Raw genomic sequence first — 26,272 nt, 5'->3', positions numbered from 1 at the left:
CTCAGGCCTCGATGACCACGGGGATGACGACCGGTCGGCGCTTGTAGCTGCGCTGCGCCCACTGCCTGACCTCGCGGCTGATGATCTTCTCGAGTTCCTCGAGGTCCTTCACTTCGCGTTCCGCGGCCCCGGCGAGGGCCTTCTCGATGGCGGACGTGGCGGGCCGGAAGGTCTCGGTGTCGTGCTCGAAGCCGTGGGCGATGTAGTCGGGTTCCTCGGCGAGGCCGCCGGTCTCCATGTCGATGATGGCGACGACGGTGATGACGCCTTCCTCACCGAGGGTGCGGCGCTGCGCCAGAGAGGCCTCGGTGACGCCGCCGACGGTCTGCCCGTCGACGTAGACATAGTGCAGTTTGATCTTCCCGGTGATCGAGGCGAGCCCGTCCTGCAGGTCGACGACGTTGCCGTCGGCGGCGATGAGGACCCGTTCGCGGGCGACCCCGGTCCGGACCGCGAGTTCGGCGTTGGCCCGCAGGTGGCGGGCCTCGCCGTGCACCGGCATGACGTTGGAGGGCTGCACGATGTTGTAGCAGTAGACGAGCTCGCCCGCGCTGGCGTGGCCGGAGACGTGGACCTTCGCGTTGCCCTTGTGGACGACGTTCGCGCCGAGGTCGGTCAGGCCGTTGATGACCCGGTAGATGGCGTTCTCGTTGCCGGGGATCAGCGAGCTGGCCAGCAGGACCGTGTCGCCTTCCTCGATGGTGATCATGTGGTGGTCGCCGGTGGCCATCCGCGACAGGGCGGCCATCGGCTCGCCCTGGGAGCCGGTGCAGACCAGCGTCACCTTGTTCGGCGCCATCCCGTCCATGGCCTTGACGTCGACGACGAGGCCGGGCGGGACGTTCAGGTAGCCCAGCTCGGTCGCGACGGCCATGTTGCGGACCATCGACCGGCCGACGAACGCGACCTTGCGGCCGTGCTCCGCGGCGGCGTCGAGGATCTGCTGGATGCGGTGCACGTGGCTGGCGAAGCTGGAGACGATGACCCGGCGCGGCGTGGTGCGGAACACCTCGTTGATCGCCGGGGCCAGGTCGCGTTCGGACATGGTGAAGCCGGGCACGTCGGCGTTGGTGGAGTCGGTGAGGAACAGGTCGACCCCTTCCTCGCCGAGGCGGGCGAAGCCGCGCAGGTCGGTGATCCGCTTGTCGAGCGGGAACTGGTCCATCTTGAAGTCGCCGGTGTGCAGGACCAGGCCTGCCTGGGTGCGGATGGCGATGGCGAGGCCGTCCGGGATGGAGTGGTTGACGGCGAGGAACTCCAGGTCGAACGGGCCTTTGGTGAGGTGTTCGCCTTCCTTCACCTCGACCAGGACCGGCTTGATGCGGTGCTCGACGAGCTTCGCGGCGAGCAGGCTCAGCGTCAGCCGGGACCCGACGATCGGGATGTCGGGGCGCTCACGCAGCAGGTAGGGGACGGCGCCGATGTGGTCCTCGTGGCCGTGGGTCAGCACCAGGGCGACGACCTCGTGGAGGCGGTCGCGGATGCAGCTCCAGTCGGGGAGGATGACGTCCACACCGGGCTGGTGCTCCTCGGGGAACAGGACACCGCAGTCGACGATGAGCAGCTTGCCCTCGTGCTCGAACACGGTCATGTTCCGGCCGATCTCACCGAGCCCGCCCAAGGCGAGTACCCGGAGGGCACCCGGTTCCAGTGGTGGGGGCGGGGCGGAGATACGGGCCATAGTCACCCCTTCACGCTACGTGCGGGTGTTTCCTGAGGGAAATCGGCCGTCCTGATCATGCGCGGCGACAGGCCCGCGGGTACCGCCACGTAGGATTGACTCCGAATCCGACCAGAACGTGGGGAACTCGCATGACCGCCGCCAGTCCGGTGACCGCCTCGACCTCGGATGTGGTGTGGGAAGCGGGCCGCCGCCGCACGTTCGCGGTGATCAGCCACCCCGACGCGGGCAAGTCGACGCTCACCGAGGCCCTGGCGCTGCACGCCAAGGTCATCTCGGAGGCGGGCGCGGTCCACGGCAAGGCCGGGCGGCGCGGCGTCGTGTCGGACTGGATGGAGATGGAACGCTCCCGCGGGATCTCCATCACGTCGGCGGCCCTGCAGTTCTCCTACGGCGACTCGGTCATCAACCTGCTCGACACCCCCGGTCACGCGGACTTCTCCGAGGACACCTACCGGGTTCTGTCCGCCGTGGACTGCGCGGTCATGCTGCTCGACGCCGCGAAGGGGCTGGAGCCGCAGACGCTGAAGCTGTTCGACGTGTGTCGGCACCGGGGGATTCCGGTCATCACGTTCATCAACAAGTGGGACCGGCCGGGCATGGACGCGCTGCGTCTGTGTGACGAGCTGGTGGAGCGGATCGGTCTGCAGCCGATGCCCCTGACCTGGCCTGTCGGCGACGCGGGTCACTTCCGTGGTGTGGTGGACCGCCGCGACGGCAACTTCATCCGTTACTCCCGCACCGCGGGTGGGGCGACCGCGGCGGGGGAGGAGCGGCTCGATCCTTCCGCTGCGGCGGAGGCCGAGGGTGCGGAGTGGAGTCGGGCTGTTGAGGAGGCCGACCTGCTGGCCGAGACCGGTGGGGAGTTCGACCTCGACCGGTTCCTTGAGGCCTCGGCGACGCCGGTGCTGTTCGGGTCGGCGGTGTTGAACTTCGGGGTGCGGCATCTGCTGGACTTGCTCGTTGAGCTGGCGCCTCGGCCGGCGCCTCGGCTGGATGTGAAGGACCGGCCGCGGCCGCTGGAGTCGCCGTTCTCGGCGTTCGTGTTCAAGGTGCAGACGGGGATGGACCCGTCGCACCGGGATCAGGTGGCGTTCGCTCGGGTGTGTTCGGGGATGTTCGAGCGGGGGATGGTCGTCACGAACTCGACTACCGGGAAGCCGTTCGCGACGAAGTATGTGCAGCAGGTGTTCGGGCGTGAGCGCACCACTTTGGACAGTGCGTTTCCTGGTGATGTGATCGGGCTCGTCAACGCTACTTCGCTGAGGGTTGGCGACACTCTTTACGCCGACAAGCCTGCCGTGCGGTATCCGGGGCTGCCTAGTTTCGCGCCTGCGCACTTCGCTGTGGCGCGGCCTGCTGATCTGAGTCGGGCGAAGCAGTTCCGCAAGGGTGTGGATCAGTTGGAGTCTGAGGGTGTGATTCAGATTCTTCGGTCTCTGCGGCGGGGTGATGGGGCGCCGGTGTTCGCTGCTGTGGGGCCTATGCAGTTTGAGGTTGCTACGCATCGGATGGATGCTGAGTTCAAATCGCCTGTTCGTCTTGAGCCGCTGCCTTACTCGGTGGTGCGTCGTCTGGCTGATCCTAAGCAGCGGTCCATTGTGGATGGTGGGACTCGTAGTGAGGTCTTGACTCGGACTGATGGGGTGGATTTGGCGTTGTTCATCGACGCTACTGCTATGGGTGTGATGCGGCGGCTTAATCCTGAGATTCTGCTTGAGCCGTTGGTGGCCAGCACCGATTGATCTTTGGGTGCCTGTTTGGGTGGTTCGCCTTGATTTGGGGCCCCTCCAAATGGGGCTGTGCGGGTCAAAAGGCGGGGCAAGGGAAAGCCCACCCGCACCGCGAGTTTAGCCCCATTTGCCCCAAATCAAGGCGAACCACCCAAACAGGCCGTTCGGTTCTGCCCCTTGCGCTTCGCGGGGCTTTATTACTCAGGTTGCACGCTTTGCAGGTGATCTACTGACTCGCCGTGGATGCGGCCGGTGGTGTTCGACAAGGGTCTTCCGGTGGCTCCCCAGCGGGCGGCGATGATCTCTGCCGCGATCGATACCGCCGTCTCTTCTGGGGTGCGTGCGCCGAGGTCGAGGCCGATGGGCGATGCCAGCCGACTCAGTTCGGCCTTGGTCAGGCCCAATTCCCTCAATTGCGCCAGCCGGTCATCGTGGGTTCGCCGTGATCCCATCGCTCCGATGAATCCCGCTTCGGTGCGCAGCGCGAGTTCCAGCAGTGGCACGTCGAACTTCGGGTCATGGGTCAGCACGCATAGCGCGGTGCGGCCGTCGATCAGGTTTTGGTCGATCGCTGCGGCGAGGTACCTATGCGGCCAATCGACCACGACCTCATCAGCATCTGGAAACCGCTTTCGGGTGGCGAACACAGGCCGTGCGTCGCACACCGTCACGTGGTAACCGAGGAACTTGCCGATCCGGGCCACTGCTGCCGCGAAGTCGATGGCGCCGAAGACGACCATTCGGGCCGGTGGGGCGAACGACTGCACGAACACAGCGATCTCATCCCGCATCCGCTCGCCGCGTGGCCCGTAGTGGCGGACCGCTGTAGTGCCCTGTTCCAGCATCGCCACGGCGTCCTCGATGACCGCCGCGTCCAGTGTCGCGTCGCCCAGGCCGCCGGAGACTCGGTCCGGCCACACGATGATCCGTTCGCCCAAGGTCGTGCCTGGGCTGACCACGGTCGCTATCGCCACCGGGTTGGTGTCGATCGACGCCGCCACCTCGTCGAATTCGGTGAAAGTGGCGGCGTCGACCGGCTGGACCAGGATGTCGATGATCCCGCCGCAGGTCAGGCCCACGGCGAACGCGTCGTCGTCGGCGACGCCGTAGCGGGCCACGGCGGGCCGGCCGGTTTCGATGACTTCCCTGGCCAGTTCGTACACGGCGCCCTCGACGCAGCCGCCGGACACGCTGCCGACCGCTTCCCCGGCCGCCGAGACCGCCATGGCGGCCCCGGGTAGGCGGGGGGCGGACCGGAACGTGTCGATCACCGTGGCCACCGCGAACCGTTCACCGTCGCGGTACCAGGGGCGGAGGTGGTCGAGGACGTCGCGCATGTCAGTACTCCACTCGCGCCGTGTTCGCGGACCAGGCGTCGAAGGGGGCGTTGTGCTGGTCTACCGACAGGTGGGCGACCGGCACGGTCCAGGTGTCCCTGGGGGATTCGAACAGCTTGTAGAACGCCAGGTCGTCGAAACCGGCCGCGGCGGCGTCGTAGCGGTCGGCGGCGTAGACGACCTGGTCGACGCGGGACCACAGGGCCGCGGCCAGGCACAGCGGGCACGGTTCGCACGAGGTCACCAGGACGCAGCCGTCGAGGGTGAAGCTCGACAGTTTGCGGCACGCCTCGCGGATGGCCACTACTTCGGCGTGGGCGGTGGGGTCGAAGTCGCGGGTGACCCGGTTGACGCCGACGGAGATCAGTTCGCTGCCGTCGCGGACGATCACCGCGCCGAACGGGCCGCCGCCGTCGGCGACGTTCTCGGTGGCGAGGGCGACCGCCCGGTCGAGCCAGGGCTTGAGGTCGGAGGACATGACGTTTCCCTACTTCTCTGAGATGGCGAGCGAATCGGCGTGCTCGGGTTCCTCGACGAGGTCCCGCAGCCGCAGGTTGGCGATCTTGGCGATTTCCACCAGGGCGGTGGCGCGTTCCTGGCCGAGCGAGTTCTGCAGCCGCGCCTCGGCGACGGGCAGGATCGTCTCCTTGGTGTTCTCGCGGACGCAGATGACCAGCGGGAAGCCGAACTTCTCGTGGTAGGCGTCGGTGAGGTCGTGGAACCGGTCGTACTCCTCGAAGGTGAGCCGGTCCAGGCCCGCCGCGCACTGATCGCGCAGCGACTCCGGGCCCAGTACCCGTTCGACGAGGGCTTTGCCCGCCAGGTCCGGGTAGGACTTGATCAGTTCCAGCGCGACGTGGTCCGGGGCGTTGAACAGGGCGGTGTGGAAGGCGTGGCGCATGGCGTAGACACCGTCGAACGGGCGGGCGGACCAGGCTTCCTCGGCGATCCACGGGCCGTTCTGGAACAGCACCGAGAACCGGCGGGTGAACTCCTCGCGCGACATGTGGTTGACCTCGTCGAGGGTGACCTTCTCCGGGTCGGGCGTCGCGGGCACGGAGTCGCCGCGGGTCTTCTTGCCGCCCCACACGTTGAACAGCAGGTTGAGGAAGATCGCCGAGAGGCTGCCGAGGGTGATGCCGCTGCCCACGATGATCTGCAGGCTGTCGGGCACGTTGCTGAAGAACTTCGGCACCCCGACCGGGATCAGGGCGAGCCCGACGCTGACGGCGACGACCATGACGTTGCGCTGGTCGTGGAAGTTGACCCGGCCCAGGGTTTGGAAGCCGACGACGGCGACCGTGCCGAACATGGCCAGGCCCGCGCCGCCGAGCACCGGGTGCGGGATGCCCGCGACGATCGCGCCCGCCTTGGGGATCAGGCCGATCAGGATCATGAACCCCCCGGCCGCGGCGATGACGTAGCGGCTCTTGATCCGGGTCAGCCGGACCAGGCCGACGTTCTCGGCGAAACAGGTGTACGGGAAGGAGTTCAGGACACCGCCGAGGGTGGTGGCCAGGCCGTCGGCGCGCAGGGCGCGGGAGATGTCGTCGCGGGTGATGCGCTTCTTGACGATCTCCCCGGTGGCGAACACGTCGCCGGTGGTCTCCACCGCGGTGATCAGCATGACGACGATCATGGAGATGATCGCGGTGACGCTGAACTTGGGCCACCCGAAGTGGAACGGGGTGGTCACGCCGAACCAGTCGGAGCTGGCGACGGCGTCGAAGTGCGCGTGGCCGAGGATGGTGGCGAGAAGCGTGCCGCAGACCAGTCCGATGAGGACGGCCACGGTGCTGAAGAACCCGCGGGAGAGCCGGTAGATCACCAGGATGATGGCCAGGGTGCCACCGGCGTAGGCGAGGTTCGTCAGGCTCGCGTAGTCCGGTGAGTTGATGTTGCCGCCCGCGGCGTCGTTGGCGGCCACGGGCAGCAGCGCGATGCCGATGACCGAGATGACGGTGCCGGTGACGACCGGTGGGAAGAACCGGACGAGCTTGCTGAAGAACGGTGCGATGAAGAAGGTGAACAGGCCCGCGACGATCACCGACCCGTAGATCGTGACCAGACCCTCGGTGCCGCCACCGGCCGCCATGCCGATCGCGATCATCGGGGACACGGCGGTGAAGGTGACGCCCTGCAGCAGCGGCAGCCGCACCCCGACCTTCCAGAACCCGATGGACTGGATGATCGACGCGATGCCGCAGGTGAACAGGTCGGCGTTGATGAGGTGGATCAGTTCGGTGTCGGACAGCCCGATCGCGCTGGCGAGCAAGATCGGGACGATGACGGCGCCCGCGTAGAAGGCGAGGACGTGCTGGAAGCCGTACAGGGCGAGCTTGCCCGCGGGCAGTACCTCGTCCACGGGGTGCAGATGTGCTGGTGTTCCACGGGTCTTGGCGGACATTGCGGCCAACTCCTCTAGGGGGCGCAGGGCATGTCTTATGCAGTACCGGTGATGTCTTCCGGTCGGACCGGAACACGCGGGATGGCGAGTCCGGTCGCGGCGCGGATGGCGGCGGCGATCGCGGGGGTGGACGAGATCGTCGGCGGTTCACCGACACCGCGCAGGCCGTAGGGCGCATGCGGGTCGGCCAGTTCGAGCACGTCCACCTTCATGGGGGGCATGTCGAGGATGGTGGGGATCAGGTAGTCGGTGAAGGACGGGTTGCGGATCTTGCCGCCCTTGACCTGGATTTCCTCCATGACCGCGAGGCCGAGGCCCTGGGCGGAGCCGCCGTGGATCTGCCCGACCACGGCGTCGGGGTTGATGGCCTTGCCGACGTCCTGCACGCAGTCCAGGGCGACCACGCGCACCAGACCCAGGTCGATGTCGACGTCGACCACGGCGCGGTGCACGGCGAAGGCGTACTGGACGTGCGCGAAGCCCTGGCCGGTGGTGGGGTCGAGGGCCTCGGTGGGGCGGTGGCGCCACTCGACGGTCTCGTCGATCGCGTCGTCGCCGAGCACATCGGCAACATCTGCGAGCACCCCCAGCTGGTCGGAGACGATCTTGCCGCCCTCCATGCGCAGCTCACCGTCGACATCGAGCCTCTCGCGGGCCAGGTCGAGGACCATGCCGCGGACCTTCTCGCAGGCGGCCTTCACCGCGCCGCCGGTCACATAGGTCTGCCGTGACGCGGAGGTGGAGCCGCCGCTGCCGACCTGGGTGTCCGCGGGGTGGATGGTGACCCGCTCGACGCCCAGCTCCGTGCGGGCGATCTGCGCCTGCACGGTGACCAGGCCCTGGCCGACCTCGGCGGCCGCGGTGTGGACCATGGCGGTGGGTTCCCCGGCGATGATCTCCAGCCGCACCCGGGCGGTGGAGAAGTCGTCGAACCCCTCGGAAAAGCACACGTTCTTGATGCCGATGCCGTACCCGACACCACGCACGACACCTTCGCCGTGGGTCGTGTTGGACACCCCGCCGGGCAGTTGCCGCAGGTCGTAGCTGTCGGTGGGGGCGTCGGCGGGCAGCGGCATGGCCTGGACGCGGCGCAGCAGCTCCTCGACGGGGGCGGGGCTGTCGATGACCTGCCCGGTCGGCATCACCGAACCCTCGGACATGGCGTTGAGCACCCGCACGTCGACCGGGTCGAGCCCGAGTTCGGCGGCCAGTCTGTCCATCTGGGACTCGTAGGCGAACGCGGCCTGCACCGCGCCGAACCCGCGCATCGCACCGCACGGCGGGTTGTTGGTGTAGGTGCCCCAGCAGTCGATCGACACGTTCGGCACGTCGTACGGGCCGACCCCCAGGGTCGCCGCGTTCGCGACGACCGCGCCGGTGCTCGACGCGTACGCGCCGCCGTCGAGGAACATCCGCGCTTTGACGTAGACGAGTTTCCCGTCGCGGGTGGCGCCGTGCTCGTAGTACAGCTTCGCCGGGTGGCGGTGCACATGGCCGAAGAACGACTCCTCACGGGAGTAGACCATCTTCACCGGGCGACCGGTCCGCAGCGCCAGCATCGACGCGTGCACCTGCATCGACAGGTCCTCCCGCGCGCCGAACGCGCCGCCGACCCCGGCCAGGGTCAGCCGGACCTTCTCCGGCGGCAGCCCCAGGCACGCGGCGACCTGCTTCTGGTCGACGTGCAGCCACTGGGTGGCGATGTAGAGGTCGATCCCGCCGTCCTCGGCGGGGACGGCGAGCCCGGACTCGGGGCCGAGGAACGCCTGGTCCTGCATGCCGACCTCGTACTCGCCGCGGATCACCACCGGCGCGGTCACTTCCTGGTTGCCGCGGCGGATCGGGAGGTGTCGCACCACATTCCCGCCCGGGTGCAGGTGCGGCGCCTCGGTGTCGGACACCGCCTGCTCCATGTCGGTGAGCGGTTCGAGGACCTCGTAGTCGACGACGATCTTCGCGATCGCGCGGCGCGCGGTCTCCGGGTGGTCGGCGGCGACGACCGCGACCGCTTCCCCTTGGTAACGCACGATGTCGACGGCGAGGACGGGCTGGTCGGTGTGCTCGAGACCGAACAGCAGCTGCCCGGGCACGTCGTCGTGGGTGAGCACCGCGTACACGCCGGGCACTTTGAGCGCCTCGGTCAGGTCGACGGAGTTGATGCGGGCGTACGGGTGCGGGGAGCGCAGCGTGGCGCCCCACAGCATGTCGTCCATCCACATGTCGGAGGAGTAGGCGAACTCGCCCTTGACCTTCAGCGTGCCGTCGGGGCGCAGCGGGCTGGCCCCCACGCCGCCGCTGATGGGCGTGGTGATGCGGTCCGGGGCGGAAGTGGGTCGACTCATTGTGGTCACCTCGACAGAAGCGTGCGGTGGGCGGCGCGGGCGGCGGCGGCGAGTCGTCGCTCGTCGGCCATGCGGAGGTGGTCGTCCTCGACGACGGGCTTGCCGCCGACGAGGAGCAGGTCCAGCGGTGGGCGTGGGCCCAGGACGACGGCGGCGACGGGGTCCTCGATGCCTGCGTGGCCGAGGCCGTCGATCCGCCACAGGGCGAGGTCGGCGAGTTTGCCGGGTTCGATCGACCCGAGTTCGTCGGCCCGGCCCAGGCAGGCGGCGCCGCCGATGGTGCCCAGGCGCAGCGCTTCCCGCGCGGTCAGCGCCGCGGGACCGCCGCGCAGGCGGGCCACCAGAAGCGCTTCGCGGACGTCGTCGATCAATGAACTCTGCTCGTTGGACGCGGCGCCGTCGACGCCGAGGCCGACCGGGACACCGGCGTCCAGCAGGGCGCGCACGGGGGCGATCCCGGCGCCGAGGCGGGCGTTGGAGGTGGGGCAGTGCGCCACCCCGGTGCCGGTCTCGCCGAACCGCTTGATCGCCACGTCGGACAGGTGCACGCAGTGCGCGAGCCACACGTCCTCGCCCAGCCAGCCGAGCCGGTCGAGGTACTCGGTGGGGGTGCACCCGAAGCGCTGCAGGCAGAACTCCTCCTCGTCGAGGGTCTCGGCGAGGTGGGTGTGCAGGCGGACTCCCTTGCGACGGGCCAACTCCGCGGCATCGCGCATCAGCTCCGAGGTCACCGAGAACGGGGAGCATGGCGCGACCGCGACCCGGACCATCGCGCCGGGGGAGGCGTCGTGCCAGCGGTCGATCGCCGCCTCCGTGGCGACCAGCGCCTCGTCGCGGTCCTCGACGACAGTGTCCGGCGGCAGCCCACCCTGCGACTTGCCCAGGTCCATGGACCCGCGGGCCGGGTGGAACCGGACACCGATGCGGGCCGCGGCGGCGATCTCCTCGGCGAACAGGTCGCCGCCCGCGCGCGGGAACACGTAGTGGTGGTCGGTCGTGGTGGTGCACCCGGACTTCGCGAGCCACCCAAGGGCGGCCTCGGCCGCCCCGGCCAGGACACCGGTGTCGATGCGCGACCACACCGGGTACAGCTCGCTGAGCCACCCGAACAGGGTCGCGTCCTGCGCCAAGCCGCGGGTCGCCCACTGGTAGAGGTGGTGGTGGGTGTTGATCAGACCGGGTGTGATGACGCAGCCGCTGCCGTCGATCCGCCGCACGTCCCCGCCCCGCACGGGCGGCGCGGAACCGGGGCCGACCGCGGTGATGCGGTCGCCCTCGACCACGACATGCCCGGACTCGTGCTCGGTGCCCGCCGCGTCGACGGTCGCCACCGCGCAGTCCTCGATCACCAAAGTGGTCATGAGGCGGCCTTGCGGTCAGCGGCCAGCCGCACCGCGTCCAGGATCTTCTCGTACCCGGTGCAGCGGCACAGGTTCCCGGCCAACGCCTCCCGGATCTCCGGGTCGCTCGGCTGACACCGGCGCTCCAGCAAGTCGTGCGTGGCCACGATCAGGCCGGGCGTGCAGAACCCGCACTGCACCGCGCCCTTCTCCACGAACGCCTGCTGCACCGGGTCGAGCCGGTCACCGTCGGCCAGACCCTCCACAGTGGTCACCTCGTGGCCCTCGACCTGACCCGCGGCGACCAGGCACGAACACACCGGCACCCCGTCGAGGTACACCGTGCAGGACCCGCATTCGCCCTGCTCGCAGGCGTTCTTCGAACCGGGCAGGCCCAGCCGCTCCCGCAGCACGTACAGCAGGGACTCCCCGGGCCACACGTCGTCGGCCTCGAGGGCCTCGCCGTTGACTTTGCAGCGAAGTCGCATCAGTTCCTCCGGTAGGAGTCCCAGGCCCAGCCGAGCGTGCGGCGGGCCATGACGGACAGGGCATGGCGGCGGTAGTCCGCGGTGCCGCGGACGTCGTCGATCGGTGACGCGGCTTGGGCCACCAGTTCGCCGAAGCGGACGAGCACGCTGTCACGCAGCGGACCCGGCGAATCCCACTCCAGTTCGGCGGCGATGAACGTCTCCGCGTCCAACGCCCGACGCGGGGTGGGCGCCGCGGAGCCAACGCCGGTCCCGACCGTGCGGGTCGACGGGTGCAGCGCGAGCCCGAACGAGCAGACCGCGATCACCATGGCGTTGCGGGTGCCGATCTTCGCGAACTGCTGCGGGCCGTCGGCGGCGGCGATGTGGAACGCGGCGATCAGCTCGTCCGGTTCCATCGCGTTGCGCTTGACGCCCTTGTAGAACTCCGCGGCCGGGATGCGGCGGGTGCCGCGCACCGAGGCGACCTCGATCTCGGCGGCCGCGGCCAGCAGCGGCGGGTGCGAGTCCCCGGCCGGTGAGGCCGCCCCGAGGTTGCCGCCGACGGTTCCCCGGTTGCGGATCTGCGGCGAACCCACGGTGCGGGCCGCCATCGCCAGGCCGGGCAGCGACGCGCCCAGCTCCTCGATGATCCGCGCGTAGCTGACCCCGGAGCCGACCCGGAACCCGTCGCCCACCGCGGACCACTCCCGCAACTCGGCGATCTCGGTCAGATCCAGCAGCGCGCCCGGGCGGCGGACGTCGAAGTTCAGTTCGACCATGATGTCGGTGCCACCCGCGATCGGGGTGGCGTCCGGGTGCTCGGCCTTGATGGCCAGCGCCTCGGACCAGGTGGCGGGTTTGAAGAACTCCATCATTCGCTCCAGGCCAGTCCCGGCTCCGGCGAGTCGTCGCGGAGCACGGTGCCCTCGATCAGCCCGTAGGGGCGGTCGGCGGCGAAGAACACCTCGTTGTCGTTGTCCAGGTCGAACGCCGAGAGGTCCACGACGAAGTGGTGCTTGTTCGGCAGCGTCAGCCGCACCTCGGCGACCTCCGGGCGGTTCTCCAGCACGCGCTGACCCATCGCGTAGAGGGTCTGCTGCAGCGAGAGGCTGTGCGTCTCGGCGAACGCCTCCACCAGGTGCTGCCGGGACTCGGCGTAGGACTTGCCCCAGTCGGTGTCCTCCGAGGCGTGCCGCCAGCGCGCGGTGACCGCCGTGGCCAGCACACGGTCGGCGGTCTCGCGCAGCGTGGTGTACGGATCGCGGATATATCCCCAGAACTCCGAGGCTGTCGAGTTCAGCACCACCAGGTCCTTGAGCCCGGAGACCACCCACGCTTTCGTGCCGTCATAGGTGACGGTGGCGGTGCGGGTCTCCACGCCGGAGCGCTGGAACGAGTGCGGGGCGGGCGCGCCGCCTACCGACAACCGCTCCCAGGCGAACTCCTCGATCTGCACCCGGGCGGAGTGGATCGTGGGCTGCGAGTCGACGAAATGCTTCGCCAGCCGCAGGCCGAACTCCTCGATCTCGCCGACACCGTGCTCCTTGGCGAAGGCGAACACCGTGTTCTTCTGCGTGTCGGTCGGCAGGACCTTGGAGTTGTCGCCGGTGATGTGCGTGTCGGTCATGTCGCCGCCGAGGGCGACGCTGACGTTGAGATCCTTGATCTCGTGCACGGAGCCGTTGCGGGTCACGTGCACCACGCGGGTCTCGGCCTTGCCGTACTGGTTGGGGCCCAAGATGATGGCCATGGGGTCAGCTCCCTCGGTAGGTCGAGTAGGCGAATGGGGAGAGCAGCAGCGGAACGTGGTAGTGCTGCTCGGGGTCGTCGATGCCGTAGGTGATGACGACCTCGGGGTAGAACGCGGGCACGCCGAGGCCGGTGAAGTAGGCGCCGGTGTCGAACACCAGGCGGTGCGTCCCGGCCGTCAGCGGACCGAAGTCACGGACCCGCCCGTCAGCGTCGGTCAGCGCGGTGGTGATGCCGCCCGGGGACTCCAGGCGCACCGACATCGCCGCGGCAGGCAGCCCCCGCGTGCTGTCCAGGACGTGCGTGGAGAGACTCACGGGATTGTCACCAGCTTGCGCAGCCGCAGATGGGTGATCTTGCGGAGCTCGGCGTGCACGACACCGCGCTCGGTGGCCGGGTCGTTGCCCAGCCGGGACCGCAGGTTCGCCAGGATCTCGTCGGCGGCCAGCCCGGTCGCGCAGATCAGGAACACATGCCCGAAGCGCTCCTCGTAGGCCCGGTTGCCCTCGGCCACGTCCCGCAGGGTCTGACTGGCCGCCTGGCTCGCGGCCGACTGCTCGCCCCGAGACCAGGCGGCCTCCCGGTCAGTGCCACTGGCACGGTCGCCGATGCGGGGGTGCGCGGCGAGCGCCTCCTCGACGTCGGCCCAGCCCAGATCGTCGAGCGCGGTGTCCGCCGCGTACGCCGCCGCGGACAGGTCGGTGAACGGCCTCCCAGCCGCCACCTTCCCCGCCCACGCGCGGGAGGCGCAGCACGTGCGCAACTCCCGTTCGGCGTCCTCCGGTGCCAGGCCGTTGAGCCAGGTCAGGCCGGGTATAGCGGTCATCGCGGTGGTCCCCTCGATCTCGTGTCGCTGTGAGCAGAAGCACACCAGTTCGAGGGGGGAGGGGCCTAGGGGCGGCGACCACGAAACAAGTCCGATGTGGAGCGCCCCATTTGGAGGATCCTCCAACTACGATCGGTGGATGCGGGTCCGCGATCTGGTCGACAAGCCCGAGCTGGGGCTCACCGTGCTGGCGGGGGAGGAGTCGCTGGACCGGCCCATCCGCTGGGTCTACACGACCGACCTGCTCGACCCCGGGAGGTACCTCAGCGGCGGCGAACTGGTGCTCACCGGCCTGATCTGGCGGCGCTCACCCGAGGACTCGGAGACCTTCGCCGCCGCCGTCGCCGCGGCCGACGTGGCCGCGGTCGCCGCCGGTGACGCCGTGTACGGCGAGATCCCGGCGGACCTCATCGAGGCGTGCCGCAGGCACGGGGTGACGCTGATCGAGGTGCCCATCGCCATCTCGTTCGCGACCGTCACCGAGGACGTCAGCCGCAGGCTGGCCGAGGAGAGCGGCAGCGGGATCGCGGGGGTGCTGAGCAAGCGGCGGCGGCTGGTCAACGCGATCGCCGAGGGCGCCGGGCTGGGCGGACTGGTGCGGGTGTGGTCGCAGGACAACGAGATCCCGTGCGCGCTGCTGTCCACCTCCGGGCGGCAGGTCGCCGCGGCGGCCACCCTCGATGAGTCCGATGTGGACAAACTGGTTCGTACGTTTCTCACCGCGCAACAGGTTCCGACGGTGGTTCGGCTGGCCGGTGACCGGCGGATGAGTGTGTTCCCGGTCGGGGCGCGCGGCCTGGTCGGCTGGTTCCTGGCCTGCGAAGGCGTACATGACCAGTGGCCGCGGGAGGCGCGTGAGTCGGTGTTGGAACTGGCCAGCCTGGCCGGGGTGGAGCGCTCACGGACCGAAGAGGGGGCGCGGGCCCGGCACCGGTTCGGCGACCAGATCATCCCCCTGGTCACCGCCGCGGTGCGGGACCCGGCGGAACTGGCGGCCCGGCTGCGCGCGGCGGATCTGGAACCGGAGGGGGCGTTCGTCGCGGTGGTGGTGTCGACCGAGGGCGTGACCGGCCCGGTGGACGTGCCGCGGGCGTTGCTCGACGAGCTGCTGGGGCCGGTGTTCCCGTCGCTGATGGTGGCGCGCGTGGGCGCGGAGACAATCGCGCTGATCCCCGTGGGGGCGCCCGCGAACGCCCACGCGGTCGCCGACCTGGTGCGTCAGGCGGGCGAACGCATGGAACGGGCGATGGGCAGGCGCAGGCTGGTCATCGGGATCAGCGGCCCCGCCCTGGGCTCGGCCGCGCTGCGCGGGGCGATCGACGAGGCACGGCACGTGCGTGGACTGGCCGAACTGCGGCACAGCAGGGTGGCGGTGGCGACGGCCGACGAGGTCGACTCGCACATGCTGCTGATCGCGTCGGTGCCCGACGACGTGCGCCAGACCTTCCAGGACCGGGTGCTGGGCCCGGTCCTGAGCTACGACTCGTCGCACAACTCCGAGCTGGTGTCGACGCTGCGGACCTTCCTGGAGTGTTCCGGGTCCTGGCAGCGGACAGCCGAGTTGCTGCACGTGCACGTCAACACGTTGCGGTACCGGATGCAGCGGGTGGAGGAACTGACCGGGCGCTCACTGTCCTCTTTGGAGGACCGGGTTGACCTGTTCCTGGCCTTGCGGATTCGCTAGTCCGGAACTTCCTTGTCCCAGCGGAGCATCGCGGGCATCGAGACGATGGTGACCAGCAGGGACAGCACACCACCGACGATCCACGGGGCGATGAGGCCGAACTCCTTGGCGATGAACCCGCCGCACAGGGCGCCGAGGGGGATCGCGCCGTAGGTGAGCATCCGGCTGGCGCTGGTGACCCGGCCCAGCAGGGCGTCGGGGATCAGCCGCTGCCGCGCCGAGAGCGACACGACGCTCCACAGGGTCACCGCGGTGGAGAACGCGGTGAACAGCAGCACGACCGTGACCGGGTCCCGGCCGACGAGGCCGATGGCCAACCAGGCGAACGGGCAGACGAGCTGCGCGCCGATCGCGACCTGGCGGGCGCCGAAGCGGGTGACGGCGCGGCCGCTGACCAGGCCGCCGATGACCCCGCCGATGGCCATGGCGCCCAGCAGCAGACCGAACCCCTGGTCGCCCAGGTGCAGGACCTCGGTGGCGAATAGCACCAGCACCGACAGCGCCATCCACTCGCAGAAGTTCCCCGCGCCCGCGCCCAGGGTGAGCACCCGCGGCAGGCGGTTGCGGAACAGCCAGCGCAGGCCCTCGCCGATCTCCGCGGCCATCGACCGCCGCGGTGCGGTCACCGCGGGCGCGGCCGTGCGGCGCACACGGGCGATGAGGACCACCGAGACGGCGAACGTGATCGTGTTGAGCCAGAACGGCAGGGGCAGGGCGAAGGCGAACAGCGCCCCGCCCAGCGGCGGGCCGAGGAACTGCTTGGACACCATCTGCGTGGTGATGAGCCTGCCGTTGGCGGTCTCGAGGTTGTCCCGGCCCACGATCGAGGGCACGAACGCCTGACTGGCCGCGGTGAACAGCACCTCCGCCGAGCCGATGCCGAACGCCAGGACGAACAGCATCCACAGCTGGGTCAGGCCGGTGGTGGCGATCACCGCGATCAGCACGACCAGGGCGCACTGCGTCAGCTGCGCCAGCATCATCAGCCGCTTGCGGTCGTGCCGGTCGACGACGACCCCGACGACCAGCGCGAGCAGCCAGGGCGCGGTGCCCGCGGTGGCCACCCCGGCGATGAGCTGCGGGTCGGCGCTCAGCGACTTGGCCATGAGCGGGAGCGCGGCCAGGAGCACGCCGTCGCCGAGCGTGGCGATGAAGCTGGCTCCCCACAGGTAGTGGAAGGCGCCGGGCAGCTTGGTGCGGGCGGGCGCCGCCGCTGTCTGCGTCATCAGTTCTCCTCGATGTGGAAGACGCCCGCCGAGCGGACGCTCTGGTTGGTGGCCAGGCCGATGACGGCGCTGCGGTCCACCGGTGCCACCCGGGCGTGCACGCCCGCGAAACCCGTTGGCGTGTAATAGAACCCGTAGACGGCGTGCCAGGTCTCCGGTTGCCCGTCGGGCCCGATGGCCGGTTCGGTCCGGGGGATCACCCGGCGCTGGATGACCGCGCTCGTCGACGCCGCCGCGTGCAGCGCGTCGAGCCACTCGCGTTCGGGGGTCTCCCACCCGGCGACGATGCCGTGTCCGCCGAACTGGTCGGTGGGCTTGAGGATCAGCTGCTCGCGCTCGGCGCGGCACCGGTCGAGCAGGTCGGGGTCGGCCCGCAGAGACGGCTCGCTGAGCAGGCGGGTCCACGGGACCACCCGGTCGATCAGGGTCCGCTCATCAGCGGAGAAAGCACCGGACCGGCCGTGGTCGGACAACAGCGCCAGGCATCCCTTCTCGACGAACAGGTTCGACTCCAGCGGCGTCCAGAGCACCACCTCGCCCGCCTCATGCAGTTTGCAGATCCGCTCGACGAGGTCGAGCGCCGCCGGGTCGGCCAGCACCTGCTCGGTGTCGAAGCACCGGTAGACGACGTCGACCCGGTCACCGCCGAAGAACAGCTTGTCGCCGTGCACGGAGAGGTCGCCCAGTTCGCCCAGGTGGCACCGGATCCCACAGTCGCGCAGGGTGTCGCGCAGCGGCTGCCAGGCGGCGATCCACTCGCCCAAGGCGCCGGGCCCCTCCACCAATGCGACGACCGGGTCGTCGTCCCCGGCGACACCGCGCAGCGTAGCCGCCAGCTCCGTCGGGCTGTGGGTGTAGCCGAGCCGGTGCTCGGCGGCGAACGCGGCGAACGCCTCGTCCTTCAGGAACGCGCGGGGCACCTCGCCGCTGCGGTCCCAGCCCCCGTGGTCGCTGCCGATGCCCAACTCCAACACCCGGTAGGCCTCGCCGTCGTGGTAGACGTCCGCGCGCCCGGTCGCGGGCGGCGCCACCCCCAGCCTGCGCATGAGCGCGCCGCGCTCCCCATCGACACCCGCGGCGTCGGCGAACCGTTCGAGGTCGCCGTCGAAAAGCCGCCCCGGCAGGTCCAGCAGCAACCCGGTCAGCTGATGCAGGTCGGCGCCGAAAGCCCGCAGTTCCGCCTCGCCCACAAACAGTGGCCGGTCGAGGAACTGCCCGCCCCACGCGGCGAGTGACGCCGCGCTCCGCACCTGCTCGATCGCCGCGCCCAGGCGCGATCCAGGTTCACCGGCGGCCGTGAGATACGCGCGCGTCACCGCGTCGGAAGACATGATCGGATTGTCCTTCTTAGACAGCAGGCATGGTTCTTCGTCATTGCTCTATGCGGCGGACTAAAGGAAAGGCCGCCAGGCGTCGTCGTCGACCGCGCTCGCCGTCGCCGAGGCGGCTTTGAGTTCGCCATACGCGGCCGCGTTGTGCGCGCGGATCTCGGGCTCCGCGCCCGCGAGCACGCTGTCCTCGGTGAGGTCGACCAGCCAGAGCGGCCGCAGCCGGGCGCCCCGCATCGCCTTGGCCTCCATCGCGCCCACGCCCGCGTGCAGCCACTGGATGCCGAGTTCGGTGGCGCACTCGATCTGGGCGTAGTAGACGACGCTGAAGTACTCGCAGCCCGCAAGCCGTTCGTAGTCGAAACCCACCCACCGCAGGAACGCCGTGCCCCGCCACACGTAGTAGAGGCAGAAGCCGACCACCGAGCCCTCCGGTGTGGACAGCAGCGCCACCTGCGCCGCGTCGCCCATGTGGACCGCGTGGCTGCGCAGCGCCGCCAGCTCGACCTCGGGTGTGGTGGCATGCCCGTACTTCGCCTGGGTCGCGCTGGCCACCGCACCCAGGCGCTCCCAGCACCCGGTCAGCGGAACCTGCTCGATCCGGTAGCCGCTATCGCGGAACTTGCGCTGCTCACGGCGGACCATCGTGCGCCGCTTGCTCGACAGCGACGCCTCCCACTTCGCGCGGTCGCCCCCCGGCACCTCGACCCACGCGTCCGCGTCGAGCAGGACCGGTGTCGCCGTCACCCCCGCGCGGCGCAAGGCGAGCGCGTCCTCGGTCGTGACGTACATGGCCACACACGACTGCCCCCTGGCCGCCACCCGCACCTGGTCCACCACCTCACCCAGCGCGGCCGGACCCGGCGTCCCAAGGAAATGCGCCTGGTACCCCTCCCGCGGGCCGACGAGAATCCCCTCCGGTGCGGGCGCGGGCAGACCCGCGGCGGTCAGGATGTTGTGCCAGCGATACCGCCCGAACAGGGAGTCCCCAGCCCACGCGTAGGGGACCGCGCACACCGGCGCACCGTCCTGATAGGACACCGCGGCGGCGCTCTCCCCACCGAACTCCGCGGCGCAGTACCCCAACCAGTCCGCGGACGAATAGAAATGCGGCCCGGCCAACCCGTCCCAGGCAGCCGCCGACAGGCCGCCTAATCGCGGTCCCGCCCGCTCGGTTTCGATGCTCATGGTGTCCCCTCACCTCAGCGACGTCGACCGCAGTATCACGACGCCACATCGGCGGGTCTTCTCGCAGAGTGCGGACCTTCACCAGTCGAGGGGTCCGAGCGGCCCGCACCCGTTAGCGTGGGAATCCCAACGACGAGGAGCGAGATGGACTACCGCACGTTCAAACGGAAACTCGACGCGCCTCCGGAGGCGGTCTCGCAGCGGCTGACGTACGAGGACGTCGTCGCCAAGGCGATCACGCGCGCGGACCTGAGCGAGGATGTGCGCGGCATCAACGCCAGCCTGGACCTCATCCGGCAGACGCGGGGCGGTTCGTGGCCGACTGGGCCGGTCACCGAGGAGTACAACTACGTCGACCTGGTCTGGCATGAAGCCGAGTTCCGGGACGGTGGCTCGTATACGTATGCCTTGTACGACACTTCGGACCGGTATCTCGGGTGTTGCTACCTGTATCCGATGGGTGGGCGTACGCCGCTGACTGCGGACAACCTCGACCACGACGTCGACGTGAGTTGGTGGGTTACGCCTGAGGCTTATGAGCAGGGGTATTACGTGAAGGTGTATCGCGGGTTGTTGGAGTGGCTGTCGGAGTTGCCGTTCAAGAACCCTTACTTCTCCAACCGTGAGATGCCTTCGGACTGAGCCTTTGGCTTGGGTGCCTGGGGGCTCGCCGCTGGCTTGACGGGTGGGCCTGTTTGGGTGGTTCGCCTTGATTTGGGGACCCCGGAAATGGGCCTGCGCGGGTAAAGCGGGCAGGATAGGGAAACTGCCCCGCGCCGCGAAAGTTTAGGCCCATTTCACCCCAAATCAAGGCGAACCACCCAAACAGGCCGTTGGGTTCGGCCCGTTACTTGGTGCGGTGGTTAGTGCTGGGAATCGGTGTAGCGCTGGGTCAATCGGGCTTGGCCTTCTGGGGTCAGTGCGCCGTAGACGCGTAGCCTGCCGAAGCCGCCGTCTGGGTAGGTGTCGACCCGGATGTTTCGTACTGGGGTGGGGACCTCGACTACGAACAGGTGTCGGGTGTCTGGCTGCAACCTCGTTCGTGGGATGAGCTCTAGGTCCCCGCTGCTTAGGCGGAACCAGCCTGGTGCGTTTCCGACGAAGTGGGTTGTGTCGATCTCGACCTGCCGCACCACGCCTTCTTCCGCCAGGCGCACCTCTACCCACTCGTTGCCGTCGTCGCGCCTGCGGGCTGTTTCCCAGCCTTCGCCCATGGTTCGGGCCTTGCCGGGGAGCAGCAGGTTCGCGGGGCCGCCGAAGAACATGTTCGAGCAGCCCGTGATCACGCCGCCGTTCTCCATCGCCGCCAAGTCCAACGGCACACCGTCGAAGAGGGCTGGGTCGGGTACGGCTTCGCCGTGTACGCGCAGACGGGCCACACCGCCGTCGGGGAAGATGTTGAGTCGTACGTGGGTGAAGCGCTTGGTCGAGTCGACCGTGAAGAGGTTGCGGGTGTCGCCCTTGAGGGCTGACTTCGGTACCAGTTCCACCCAGTCGGCGTCGGCCAGTTCCTCCGGGCTGGGGTAGCCGGTGACCGCCGCGCCCTCGACTGTGCAGTGTTCTGGGTAGTTGCCGACGAACCAGGCCGTGTCGACCACGACACCACGCACAACGCCGGGGACGCCGAGTCGCACGATCGCCCAGTCGTGGCCGGGTTCGCGCCTGCGGCGGGTTTCCCAACCGTCGTAGATTTGGCCCTTGTGGCCGAAGGTGTGGGGTTGGTAGACCGCCGCGGTGGGGCGGATCAGGTTTTCCCGTTCGGCGAAGAGTTCGTCGTTGGCGGCGACCACACCGCCGCCCAGGGTGCGGACGGCCAGGTCGGGCAGGTCGGTGAAGTCGCTCATGACTCTCCTCGGGAGATCAGTTGTCCGTGTGGCCGCTCGGCGACGCGGGTGCCGCGCAGCCAGGTTTCGCGGACGACGCCGGTCAGCGCGCGGCCCGCGTAGGGGGTGATGGGGTTCTTGTGGTGCAGGGCCGCTGGGTCGACCACGAACTCCGCATCCGGGGCGAACACGCAGAAGTCGGCGTCGGCGCCCACCGCGACGCGGCCCTTGTTGGCCAGCCCGGCCACGGTGGCGGGGCGTTCCGCCATCCACTCGACGACGTTCGCCAGGGTGTGGCCGCGTTCGCGGGCGCCGGACCAGACGGCGGGCAGGCCCAGTTGGATCGAGGAGATCCCGCCCCACGCGACCGCGAAGTCACCCAGGTCGAGGCGTTTCAGCTCCGGGGTGCAGGGGGAGTGGTCGGACACGACGCAGTCGATGACGCCCTCCGCGAGAGCCTGCCAGAGCTGCTCGCGATTGTCGGCTTCCCGGATCGGTGGGCAGCACTTGAACTGGGTGGCGCCGTCGCCGATCTCCTCGGCCGTGAAACTCAGGTAGTGCGGGCAGGTCTCCACGGTGAGCCGGACACCTTCGCCGCGCGCGGCGGCGATCATCGGCAGGGCGTCGGCGCTGGACAGGTGCAGGATGTGCGCCCGGCACCCGGTGCTCTTGGCCAGCTCGATGACCTGCGCGATCGCCACATCCTCGGCGACCCGGGGCCGCGACCGCAGGAAGTCGGCGTAGGCGGCACCGGGCTCGTGTGGGGCATGGTCGATGGTGTCGGCGTCCTCGGCGTGCACGATCAGCAGGCCGTCGAACGCGGCCACCGCGCGCATGGCCTCGTCGAGTTCGGCGGCGGTGAGGTGCGGGAACTCGTCGACACCGGAGTGCAGCAGGAAGCATTTGAACCCGAACACCCCGGCGTCGTGCAGCGGTCGCAGTGCCGAGACGTTGCCGGGGACCGCGCCGCCCCAGAAGCCGGTGTCGACCCACACCTGCCCCTGCGCGGCCTTGCGCTTCACCCGCAGCGCGTCGACGTCCACCGTGGGGGGCACGCTGTTGAGCGGCATGTCGACGATGGTCGTCACCCCGCCCGCGGCGGCGGCCCGGGTGGCGCTGGCGAAGCCCTCCCATTCGGTGCGGCCGGGTTCGTTGACATGCACATGGGTGTCGACCAGCCCGGGCAGCAGCACCTCGTCGTCGGCCAGGTCGATCACCTGTGCGGCCCGCACCGGGGTGTCGAAGGGTTCGATGGCGGCGATGCGCTCGTTGCGGACACCCACCCAGCGGGCCTGCTCACCGGCCCCGGTGATGACCCGCCGCGCCCGCAACACCAGGTCGAAGTCGGTCATGGAGAAACCTCCAAGTGGGTGGCGACCCGCTGGGCGGCGAGCCGTTCGAGCAGTGGACCCGCCTCGGCCATACAGCGGGCCGGGTCGGGTTCCAGATCCGTCAAGGCATACGCCCCAGCAAACCCCGCCGCCGCCAAGTCCGCACGGGCCAACTGGATCCGACCGGCCACGGCGACCACCGGGACCCCGGCCGCTCGGGCCGCCGCGGCCACCCCGGCGGGTGCCTTGCCGCGCAGGGTCTGCTCGTCGAGCGAGCCCTCACCGGTGACGACGAGCCGGGCCTCGGTCAGGTGTTTGCCGAACCCGAGGACGTCGAGCAGGTAGGCGATACCCGGGCGCAGGGTGGCGCCGAGGGCGAGCGAGGCGAACCCGACTCCACCCGCGGCACCCGACCCAGGCTGCTCGGCGGCGTCCACACCGGTCTCCCGGCGCACGACCTCCGCCCACCGGGCCAGTGCGGAGTCCAGCATCCGCACCTGGGCGGCGTCCGCGCCCTTCTGCGGCCCATACACCGCCGCCGCGCCGTGCGGGCCGAGCAGCGGGTTGTCCACATCGGAGGCGACGACGATCTCCGTCGCGCGCGCCCCCGGGTGCAGCCCGCTCAGGTCGAGGCGTTCCGCCTCGGTCCAGGCGTCGACCTCGATGCCATGCCGGTCGAGGAAGCGGGCACCGAGTGCCCGCAGCAGACCCGCACCACCATCGGTGCACGCCGACCCGCCGAGACCGAGGACGACGGTGCGCGCGCCCGCGTCGAGCGCCGCGCGCACCACCTCCCCGGTCCCGTACGACGACGCCCGCATCGGCTCCAGCACGCCACCGGGCAGCCGCGCGAGCCCGGACACGTCGGCCAGCTCGACCACCGCGACCCCGTCGCGCAGGGCGTACCCGGTGTCGACCGGCGCCCCCGTCGGGCCACTCGCCCGGACTCCGACCCGCTCGAACCCGCCCGCGACCACCGCGTCGAGGGTGCCCTCGCCGCCGTCGGCCACGGGCACCTCCCGCACCGCGAGACCGGGCACCACCGAGCGCAACCCGGCGGCGAGGTGCGCGGCGACCTCGCGGGCGGTCAGCGAGCCCTTGAACTTGTCCGGTGCGACCAGCACGTCCATACCCTGATCCTCGCTCAATCGAGCGTGAGGACGGCGGTCGGCGCGTGCTCCGGTCGGGTGGCGAGTTCCTCGAACTCGACCACGTTGTCGATCTCCGTGCCCATCGAGATGTTCGTGACCCGCTCCAGGATGACCTCCACGACCACGGGCACCCGGAACTCGGCCATCATCGACTTGGCCTTCTCGAACGCCGAGAGCAGGTCGTCCGGGTCGGTCACCCGGATCGCCTTGCAGCCCAGGCCCTCGGCGACCTTGAGGTGGTCGACGCCGTAGGCGCCCAGCTCCGGGGAGTTGATGTTCTCGAAGGACAGCTGCACGCAGAAGTCCATGTCGAACCCGCGCTGCGCCTGCCGGATCAGCCCCAGGTAGGCGTTGTTCACGACCACGTGGATGTACGGGATGGCGAACTGCGCGCCGACCGCCAGCTCCTCGATCATGAACTGGAAGTCGTAGTCACCCGACAGGGCGACCACCGGGGTGTCCGGGTCCGCGACCGAAGCGCCGATCGCCGCCGGCAGCGTCCAACCCAGGGGGCCCGCCTGGCCGCAGTTGATCCAGTGCCGCGGCCGGTACACGTGCAGGAACTGGGCCGCCGCGATCTGCGAGAGCCCGATCGTGGTGACGTAGCGGGTGTCGGGGCCGAACGCGCGGTTCATCTCCTGGTACACCCGTTGCGGCTTGATCGGGGTGTTGTCGAAGTCCGTGCGCCGCTGCAGCGTCCGCTTCCGCGCCTGGCACGACTCGGCCCACTCGCTGCGGTCCGGGAGGGTGCGCTCGCGGGCGATCTCGACGAACAGCTCCAGCGCTGCCTTCGCGTCGGACGCGATCCCGTAGTCGGGGGCGAACACGCGCCCGATCTGGGTGGGCTCGATGTCGACGTGGACGAACTTGCGGCCCTGCCGATAGGTGTCGAGGCCACCGGTGTGCCGGTTGGCCCACCGGTTGCCGATGCCCAACACGAAATCCGACTCGAGCATGGTGGCGTTGCCGTAGCGGTGCGCGGTCTGCAGGCCGACCATCCCGGCCATCAGCGGGTGGTCGTCGGCGATCGCGCCCCAGCCCATGAGCGTCGGCACAACGGGGACACCGGTCAGCTCGGCGAACTCGACGAGCAGGTCGGCGGCGTCGGCGTTGATGATCCCGCCGCCCGCGACGATCAGCGGGCGCTGAGCCTCGGCGAGCAGGTCGAGCGCCTTCTCGATTTGCGCGCGCGTGGCGGCAGGCTTGTAGACCGGCAGCGGCTCGTAGGTGTCGGGGTCGAACTCGATCTCGGTGAGCTGCACGTCGATCGGCAGGTCCAGCAGCACCGGGCCGGGGCGACCCGAACGCATCACGTGGAACGCCTGCTGGAACGCGCCCGGCACCTGCGCGGCCTCCAGCACGGTCATCGCCATCTTGGTGACCGGCTTGGCGATCGAGGTGATGTCGACGGCTTGGAAGTCCTCCTTGTGCAGCCGGGCCACCGGGGCCTGCCCGGTGATGCACAGGATCGGGATGGAGTCGGCGGCCGCGGAGTACAGGCCGGTGATCATGTCGGTCCCCGCGGGGCCTGAAGTCCCGACGCAGACGCCGATGTTGCCGGGCTTGGCCCGGGTGTAGCCCTCGGCCATGTGCGAGGCGCCCTCGACATGGCGGGCCAGGACATGGTCGATACCGCCACTGGCACGCAGCGCGGCGTAGAACGGGTTGATGGCGGCGCCGGGCAGCCCGAAGGCGTGCGTGACGCCCTCGCGCTTGAGGATCTCGACCGCGGCGCGCGCGGCGGTCATGCGTGGCATGTGTCTTCCCTACTCAGCGGCCGGACAGTTCTTGGACGAGCTTGAGCAACCCGGAGTGGTCCAGGGAGCCATCACCACGCGCCACCATCGACGCGACAAGCTGCGAGACGACCGCGCCCAGCGGGATCGCCACACCGGCGTCGCGGGCCGCGGCCTGCACGATGCCGAGATCCTTGTGGTGCAGGGAAAGGCGGAAACCGGGGGTGAAGTCGCGCTTGAGCATGTTCGCGGCCTTGCGGTCGAGGATCGCGTTGCCCGCGAGCCCGCCGGCGAGGACCTTGATCGCGGCGTCCATGTCGACGCCGTGCGCCTCGAGGAACACGATCGCCTCGGCGACGAGTTCGATGGTCCCGGCGACGATGAGCTGGTTGGCCGCCTTCACCGTCTGCCCGGCGCCGTGCGGTCCGACGTGGACGACGGTCTTGCCGACCGCGTCGAGGATGGGCTTCGCGGTCTCGAAGTCGGAGGCCTCGCCACCCACCATGATCGACAGGGTGGCGTCGATCGCGCCCTGCTCGCCGCCGCTGACCGGGGCGTCCAACACGCGGACCCCTTGCGCGACAGCGGCTTCGGCGACCGCGCGGCTGGTGGCCGGGCGGATCGAGCTGCAGTCGATGAGCAGCAGCCCGGGCTTGGCGTTGGCCAGCACACCGTCGTCACCGAGGACCGCGTCCTCGACGTCGGGGGAGTCGGGGACCATCGTGATCACGATGTCGGCGTCGCGGGTGGCCTCGGCGATGCCGCTCGCCGCGCGCCCACCGGCGGCGACGAGCCGGTCGACCGGCGGCTGGGTCAGGTTGCACCCGACGACGTCGTACCCGGCTTTCACCAGGTTGGCGGCCATCGGGCCACCCATGATCCCGAGTCCGATGAATCCGATCGTGGTCATGTTCGTTCTC

The 26,272-nt window shown here is 69.8% G+C and carries 22 protein-coding genes; 3 read left to right on the top strand and 19 right to left on the bottom strand.

The features are described 5' to 3' along the window. Position 1 precedes the first annotated feature (1 nt). Positions 2-1,681, bottom strand: coding sequence for a ribonuclease J (locus tag C8E96_RS26430; protein ID WP_091369657.1), 1,680 nt, complete (start codon positions 1,679-1,681; stop codon positions 2-4). 131 nt (positions 1,682-1,812) lie between these two features. Between C8E96_RS26430 and C8E96_RS26425 the strand changes: the two genes are divergently transcribed. Continuing rightward, positions 1,813-3,426, top strand: a complete 1,614-nt coding sequence (locus C8E96_RS26425) for a peptide chain release factor 3 (protein ID WP_091369655.1) — start codon at positions 1,813-1,815, stop codon at positions 3,424-3,426. Between the two features lie 185 nt (positions 3,427-3,611). Here C8E96_RS26425 and C8E96_RS26420 read toward each other — a convergent pair whose 3' ends face one another. The 10 genes from C8E96_RS26420 to uraD (C8E96_RS26375) are packed head-to-tail and all read right to left on the bottom strand — an operon-like array spanning position 3,612 to position 13,885. Further along, entirely contained in the window at positions 3,612-4,751 is a 1,140-nt protein-coding gene (locus C8E96_RS26420; RefSeq protein WP_091369653.1) for an XdhC family protein, read from the bottom strand. Position 4,752: 1 nt separating this feature from the next. Continuing rightward, positions 4,753-5,229 carry a nucleoside deaminase gene (locus C8E96_RS26415; protein ID WP_091369651.1) on the bottom strand — a complete coding sequence of 159 codons (477 nt, stop codon included), beginning with the start codon at positions 5,227-5,229 and terminating at the stop codon, positions 4,753-4,755. Positions 5,230-5,238: 9 nt separating this feature from the next. Further along, positions 5,239-7,158, bottom strand: a complete 1,920-nt coding sequence (uraD, locus tag C8E96_RS26410; protein ID WP_091369649.1) for a 2-oxo-4-hydroxy-4-carboxy-5-ureidoimidazoline decarboxylase — start codon at positions 7,156-7,158, stop codon at positions 5,239-5,241. A gap of 35 nt (positions 7,159-7,193) precedes the next feature. Then, a complete protein-coding gene (gene pucD / locus C8E96_RS26405) occupies positions 7,194-9,500 on the bottom strand; it encodes a xanthine dehydrogenase subunit D (RefSeq protein ID WP_091369647.1) in 2,307 nt (768 codons plus the stop codon). A 5-nt stretch (positions 9,501-9,505) separates the two neighbouring features. Continuing rightward, positions 9,506-10,861, bottom strand: a complete 1,356-nt coding sequence (locus C8E96_RS26400) for an 8-oxoguanine deaminase (protein ID WP_091369645.1) — start codon at positions 10,859-10,861, stop codon at positions 9,506-9,508. Then, positions 10,858-11,328, bottom strand: a complete 471-nt coding sequence (locus tag C8E96_RS26395) for a (2Fe-2S)-binding protein (RefSeq protein WP_091369643.1) — start codon at positions 11,326-11,328, stop codon at positions 10,858-10,860. Before C8E96_RS26395 ends, C8E96_RS26400 begins: the two co-directional genes overlap by 4 nt. Next, positions 11,328-12,182, bottom strand: coding sequence for an FAD binding domain-containing protein (locus tag C8E96_RS26390; protein WP_091369641.1), 855 nt, complete (start codon positions 12,180-12,182; stop codon positions 11,328-11,330). The genes C8E96_RS26395 and C8E96_RS26390 overlap by 1 nt, the downstream gene beginning before the upstream one ends. Beyond that, on the bottom strand, positions 12,182-13,060 hold the full coding sequence (pucL, locus tag C8E96_RS26385) for a factor-independent urate hydroxylase (protein ID WP_091369640.1): 879 nt from the start codon (positions 13,058-13,060) through the stop codon (positions 12,182-12,184). Before pucL ends, C8E96_RS26390 begins: the two co-directional genes overlap by 1 nt. A 4-nt stretch (positions 13,061-13,064) precedes the next feature. Beyond that, on the bottom strand, positions 13,065-13,376 hold the full coding sequence (gene uraH / locus C8E96_RS26380) for a hydroxyisourate hydrolase (RefSeq protein ID WP_091369638.1): 312 nt from the start codon (positions 13,374-13,376) through the stop codon (positions 13,065-13,067). Continuing rightward, positions 13,373-13,885 (bottom strand): 2-oxo-4-hydroxy-4-carboxy-5-ureidoimidazoline decarboxylase, encoded by a 513-nt coding sequence (uraD, locus tag C8E96_RS26375; protein WP_091370175.1) that lies wholly within the window; start codon positions 13,883-13,885, stop codon positions 13,373-13,375. Before uraD (C8E96_RS26375) ends, uraH begins: the two co-directional genes overlap by 4 nt. A 139-nt stretch (positions 13,886-14,024) precedes the next feature. On the opposite strand from uraD (C8E96_RS26375), the gene C8E96_RS26370 reads away from it, so the two are divergent. Further along, the gene (locus C8E96_RS26370; RefSeq protein WP_166658127.1) at positions 14,025-15,569 is read left to right on the top strand and encodes a PucR family transcriptional regulator; all 1,545 of its coding nucleotides are present in this window, start codon (positions 14,025-14,027) and stop codon (positions 15,567-15,569) included. On the opposite strand, the gene C8E96_RS26365 is transcribed toward C8E96_RS26370, so the two are convergent. Genes C8E96_RS26365 through C8E96_RS26355 form a run of 3 tightly spaced genes read right to left on the bottom strand, consistent with a single transcriptional unit; the run spans position 15,566 to position 19,311 of the window. After that, positions 15,566-16,795 carry an MFS transporter gene (locus C8E96_RS26365; protein ID WP_091369635.1) on the bottom strand — a complete coding sequence of 410 codons (1,230 nt, stop codon included), beginning with the start codon at positions 16,793-16,795 and terminating at the stop codon, positions 15,566-15,568. The two genes, C8E96_RS26370 and C8E96_RS26365, sit on opposite strands and share 4 nt — an antisense overlap. Further along, positions 16,795-18,126, bottom strand: a complete 1,332-nt coding sequence (locus tag C8E96_RS26360; protein WP_091369633.1) for a hypothetical protein — start codon at positions 18,124-18,126, stop codon at positions 16,795-16,797. Before C8E96_RS26360 ends, C8E96_RS26365 begins: the two co-directional genes overlap by 1 nt. Positions 18,127-18,186: 60 nt before the next feature. Beyond that, complete coding sequence (locus C8E96_RS26355; protein ID WP_091369632.1) at positions 18,187-19,311, bottom strand: GNAT family N-acetyltransferase; 1,125 nt, start codon at positions 19,309-19,311, stop codon at positions 18,187-18,189. Between the two features lie 144 nt (positions 19,312-19,455). On the opposite strand from C8E96_RS26355, the gene C8E96_RS26350 reads away from it, so the two are divergent. Further along, the gene (locus C8E96_RS26350; RefSeq protein WP_091369630.1) at positions 19,456-19,953 is read left to right on the top strand and encodes a GNAT family N-acetyltransferase; all 498 of its coding nucleotides are present in this window, start codon (positions 19,456-19,458) and stop codon (positions 19,951-19,953) included. A 221-nt stretch (positions 19,954-20,174) separates the two neighbouring features. Here the strand turns inward: C8E96_RS26350 and alc are convergent, their stop codons facing one another. From alc to C8E96_RS26325, 5 genes are read right to left on the bottom strand one after another with little or no spacing between them, the layout of a single operon-like run. Then, positions 20,175-21,155 (bottom strand): allantoicase, encoded by a 981-nt coding sequence (gene alc, locus C8E96_RS26345; RefSeq protein WP_091369628.1) that lies wholly within the window; start codon positions 21,153-21,155, stop codon positions 20,175-20,177. Continuing rightward, positions 21,152-22,486, bottom strand: a complete 1,335-nt coding sequence (allB, locus tag C8E96_RS26340) for an allantoinase AllB (protein ID WP_091369627.1) — start codon at positions 22,484-22,486, stop codon at positions 21,152-21,154. Before allB ends, alc begins: the two co-directional genes overlap by 4 nt. Further along, a complete protein-coding gene (locus C8E96_RS26335; protein ID WP_091369625.1) occupies positions 22,483-23,595 on the bottom strand; it encodes a glycerate kinase in 1,113 nt (370 codons plus the stop codon). Before C8E96_RS26335 ends, allB begins: the two co-directional genes overlap by 4 nt. Positions 23,596-23,609: 14 nt before the next feature. Then, the gene (gene gcl, locus C8E96_RS26330; protein ID WP_091369623.1) at positions 23,610-25,373 is read right to left on the bottom strand and encodes a glyoxylate carboligase; all 1,764 of its coding nucleotides are present in this window, start codon (positions 25,371-25,373) and stop codon (positions 23,610-23,612) included. Between the two features lie 13 nt (positions 25,374-25,386). Then, positions 25,387-26,262, bottom strand: a complete 876-nt coding sequence (locus C8E96_RS26325) for a 2-hydroxy-3-oxopropionate reductase (protein WP_091369621.1) — start codon at positions 26,260-26,262, stop codon at positions 25,387-25,389. Positions 26,263-26,272: the final 10 nt, after the last annotated feature.

The sequence above is a fragment of the Actinokineospora alba genome (genome assembly GCF_004362515.1).
Lineage (GTDB): Bacteria > Actinomycetota > Actinomycetes > Mycobacteriales > Pseudonocardiaceae > Actinokineospora > Actinokineospora alba.
The sequence above is the reverse complement of the archived record's forward strand: the minus strand, read 5'-3'. Positions and strand labels throughout refer to the sequence as shown.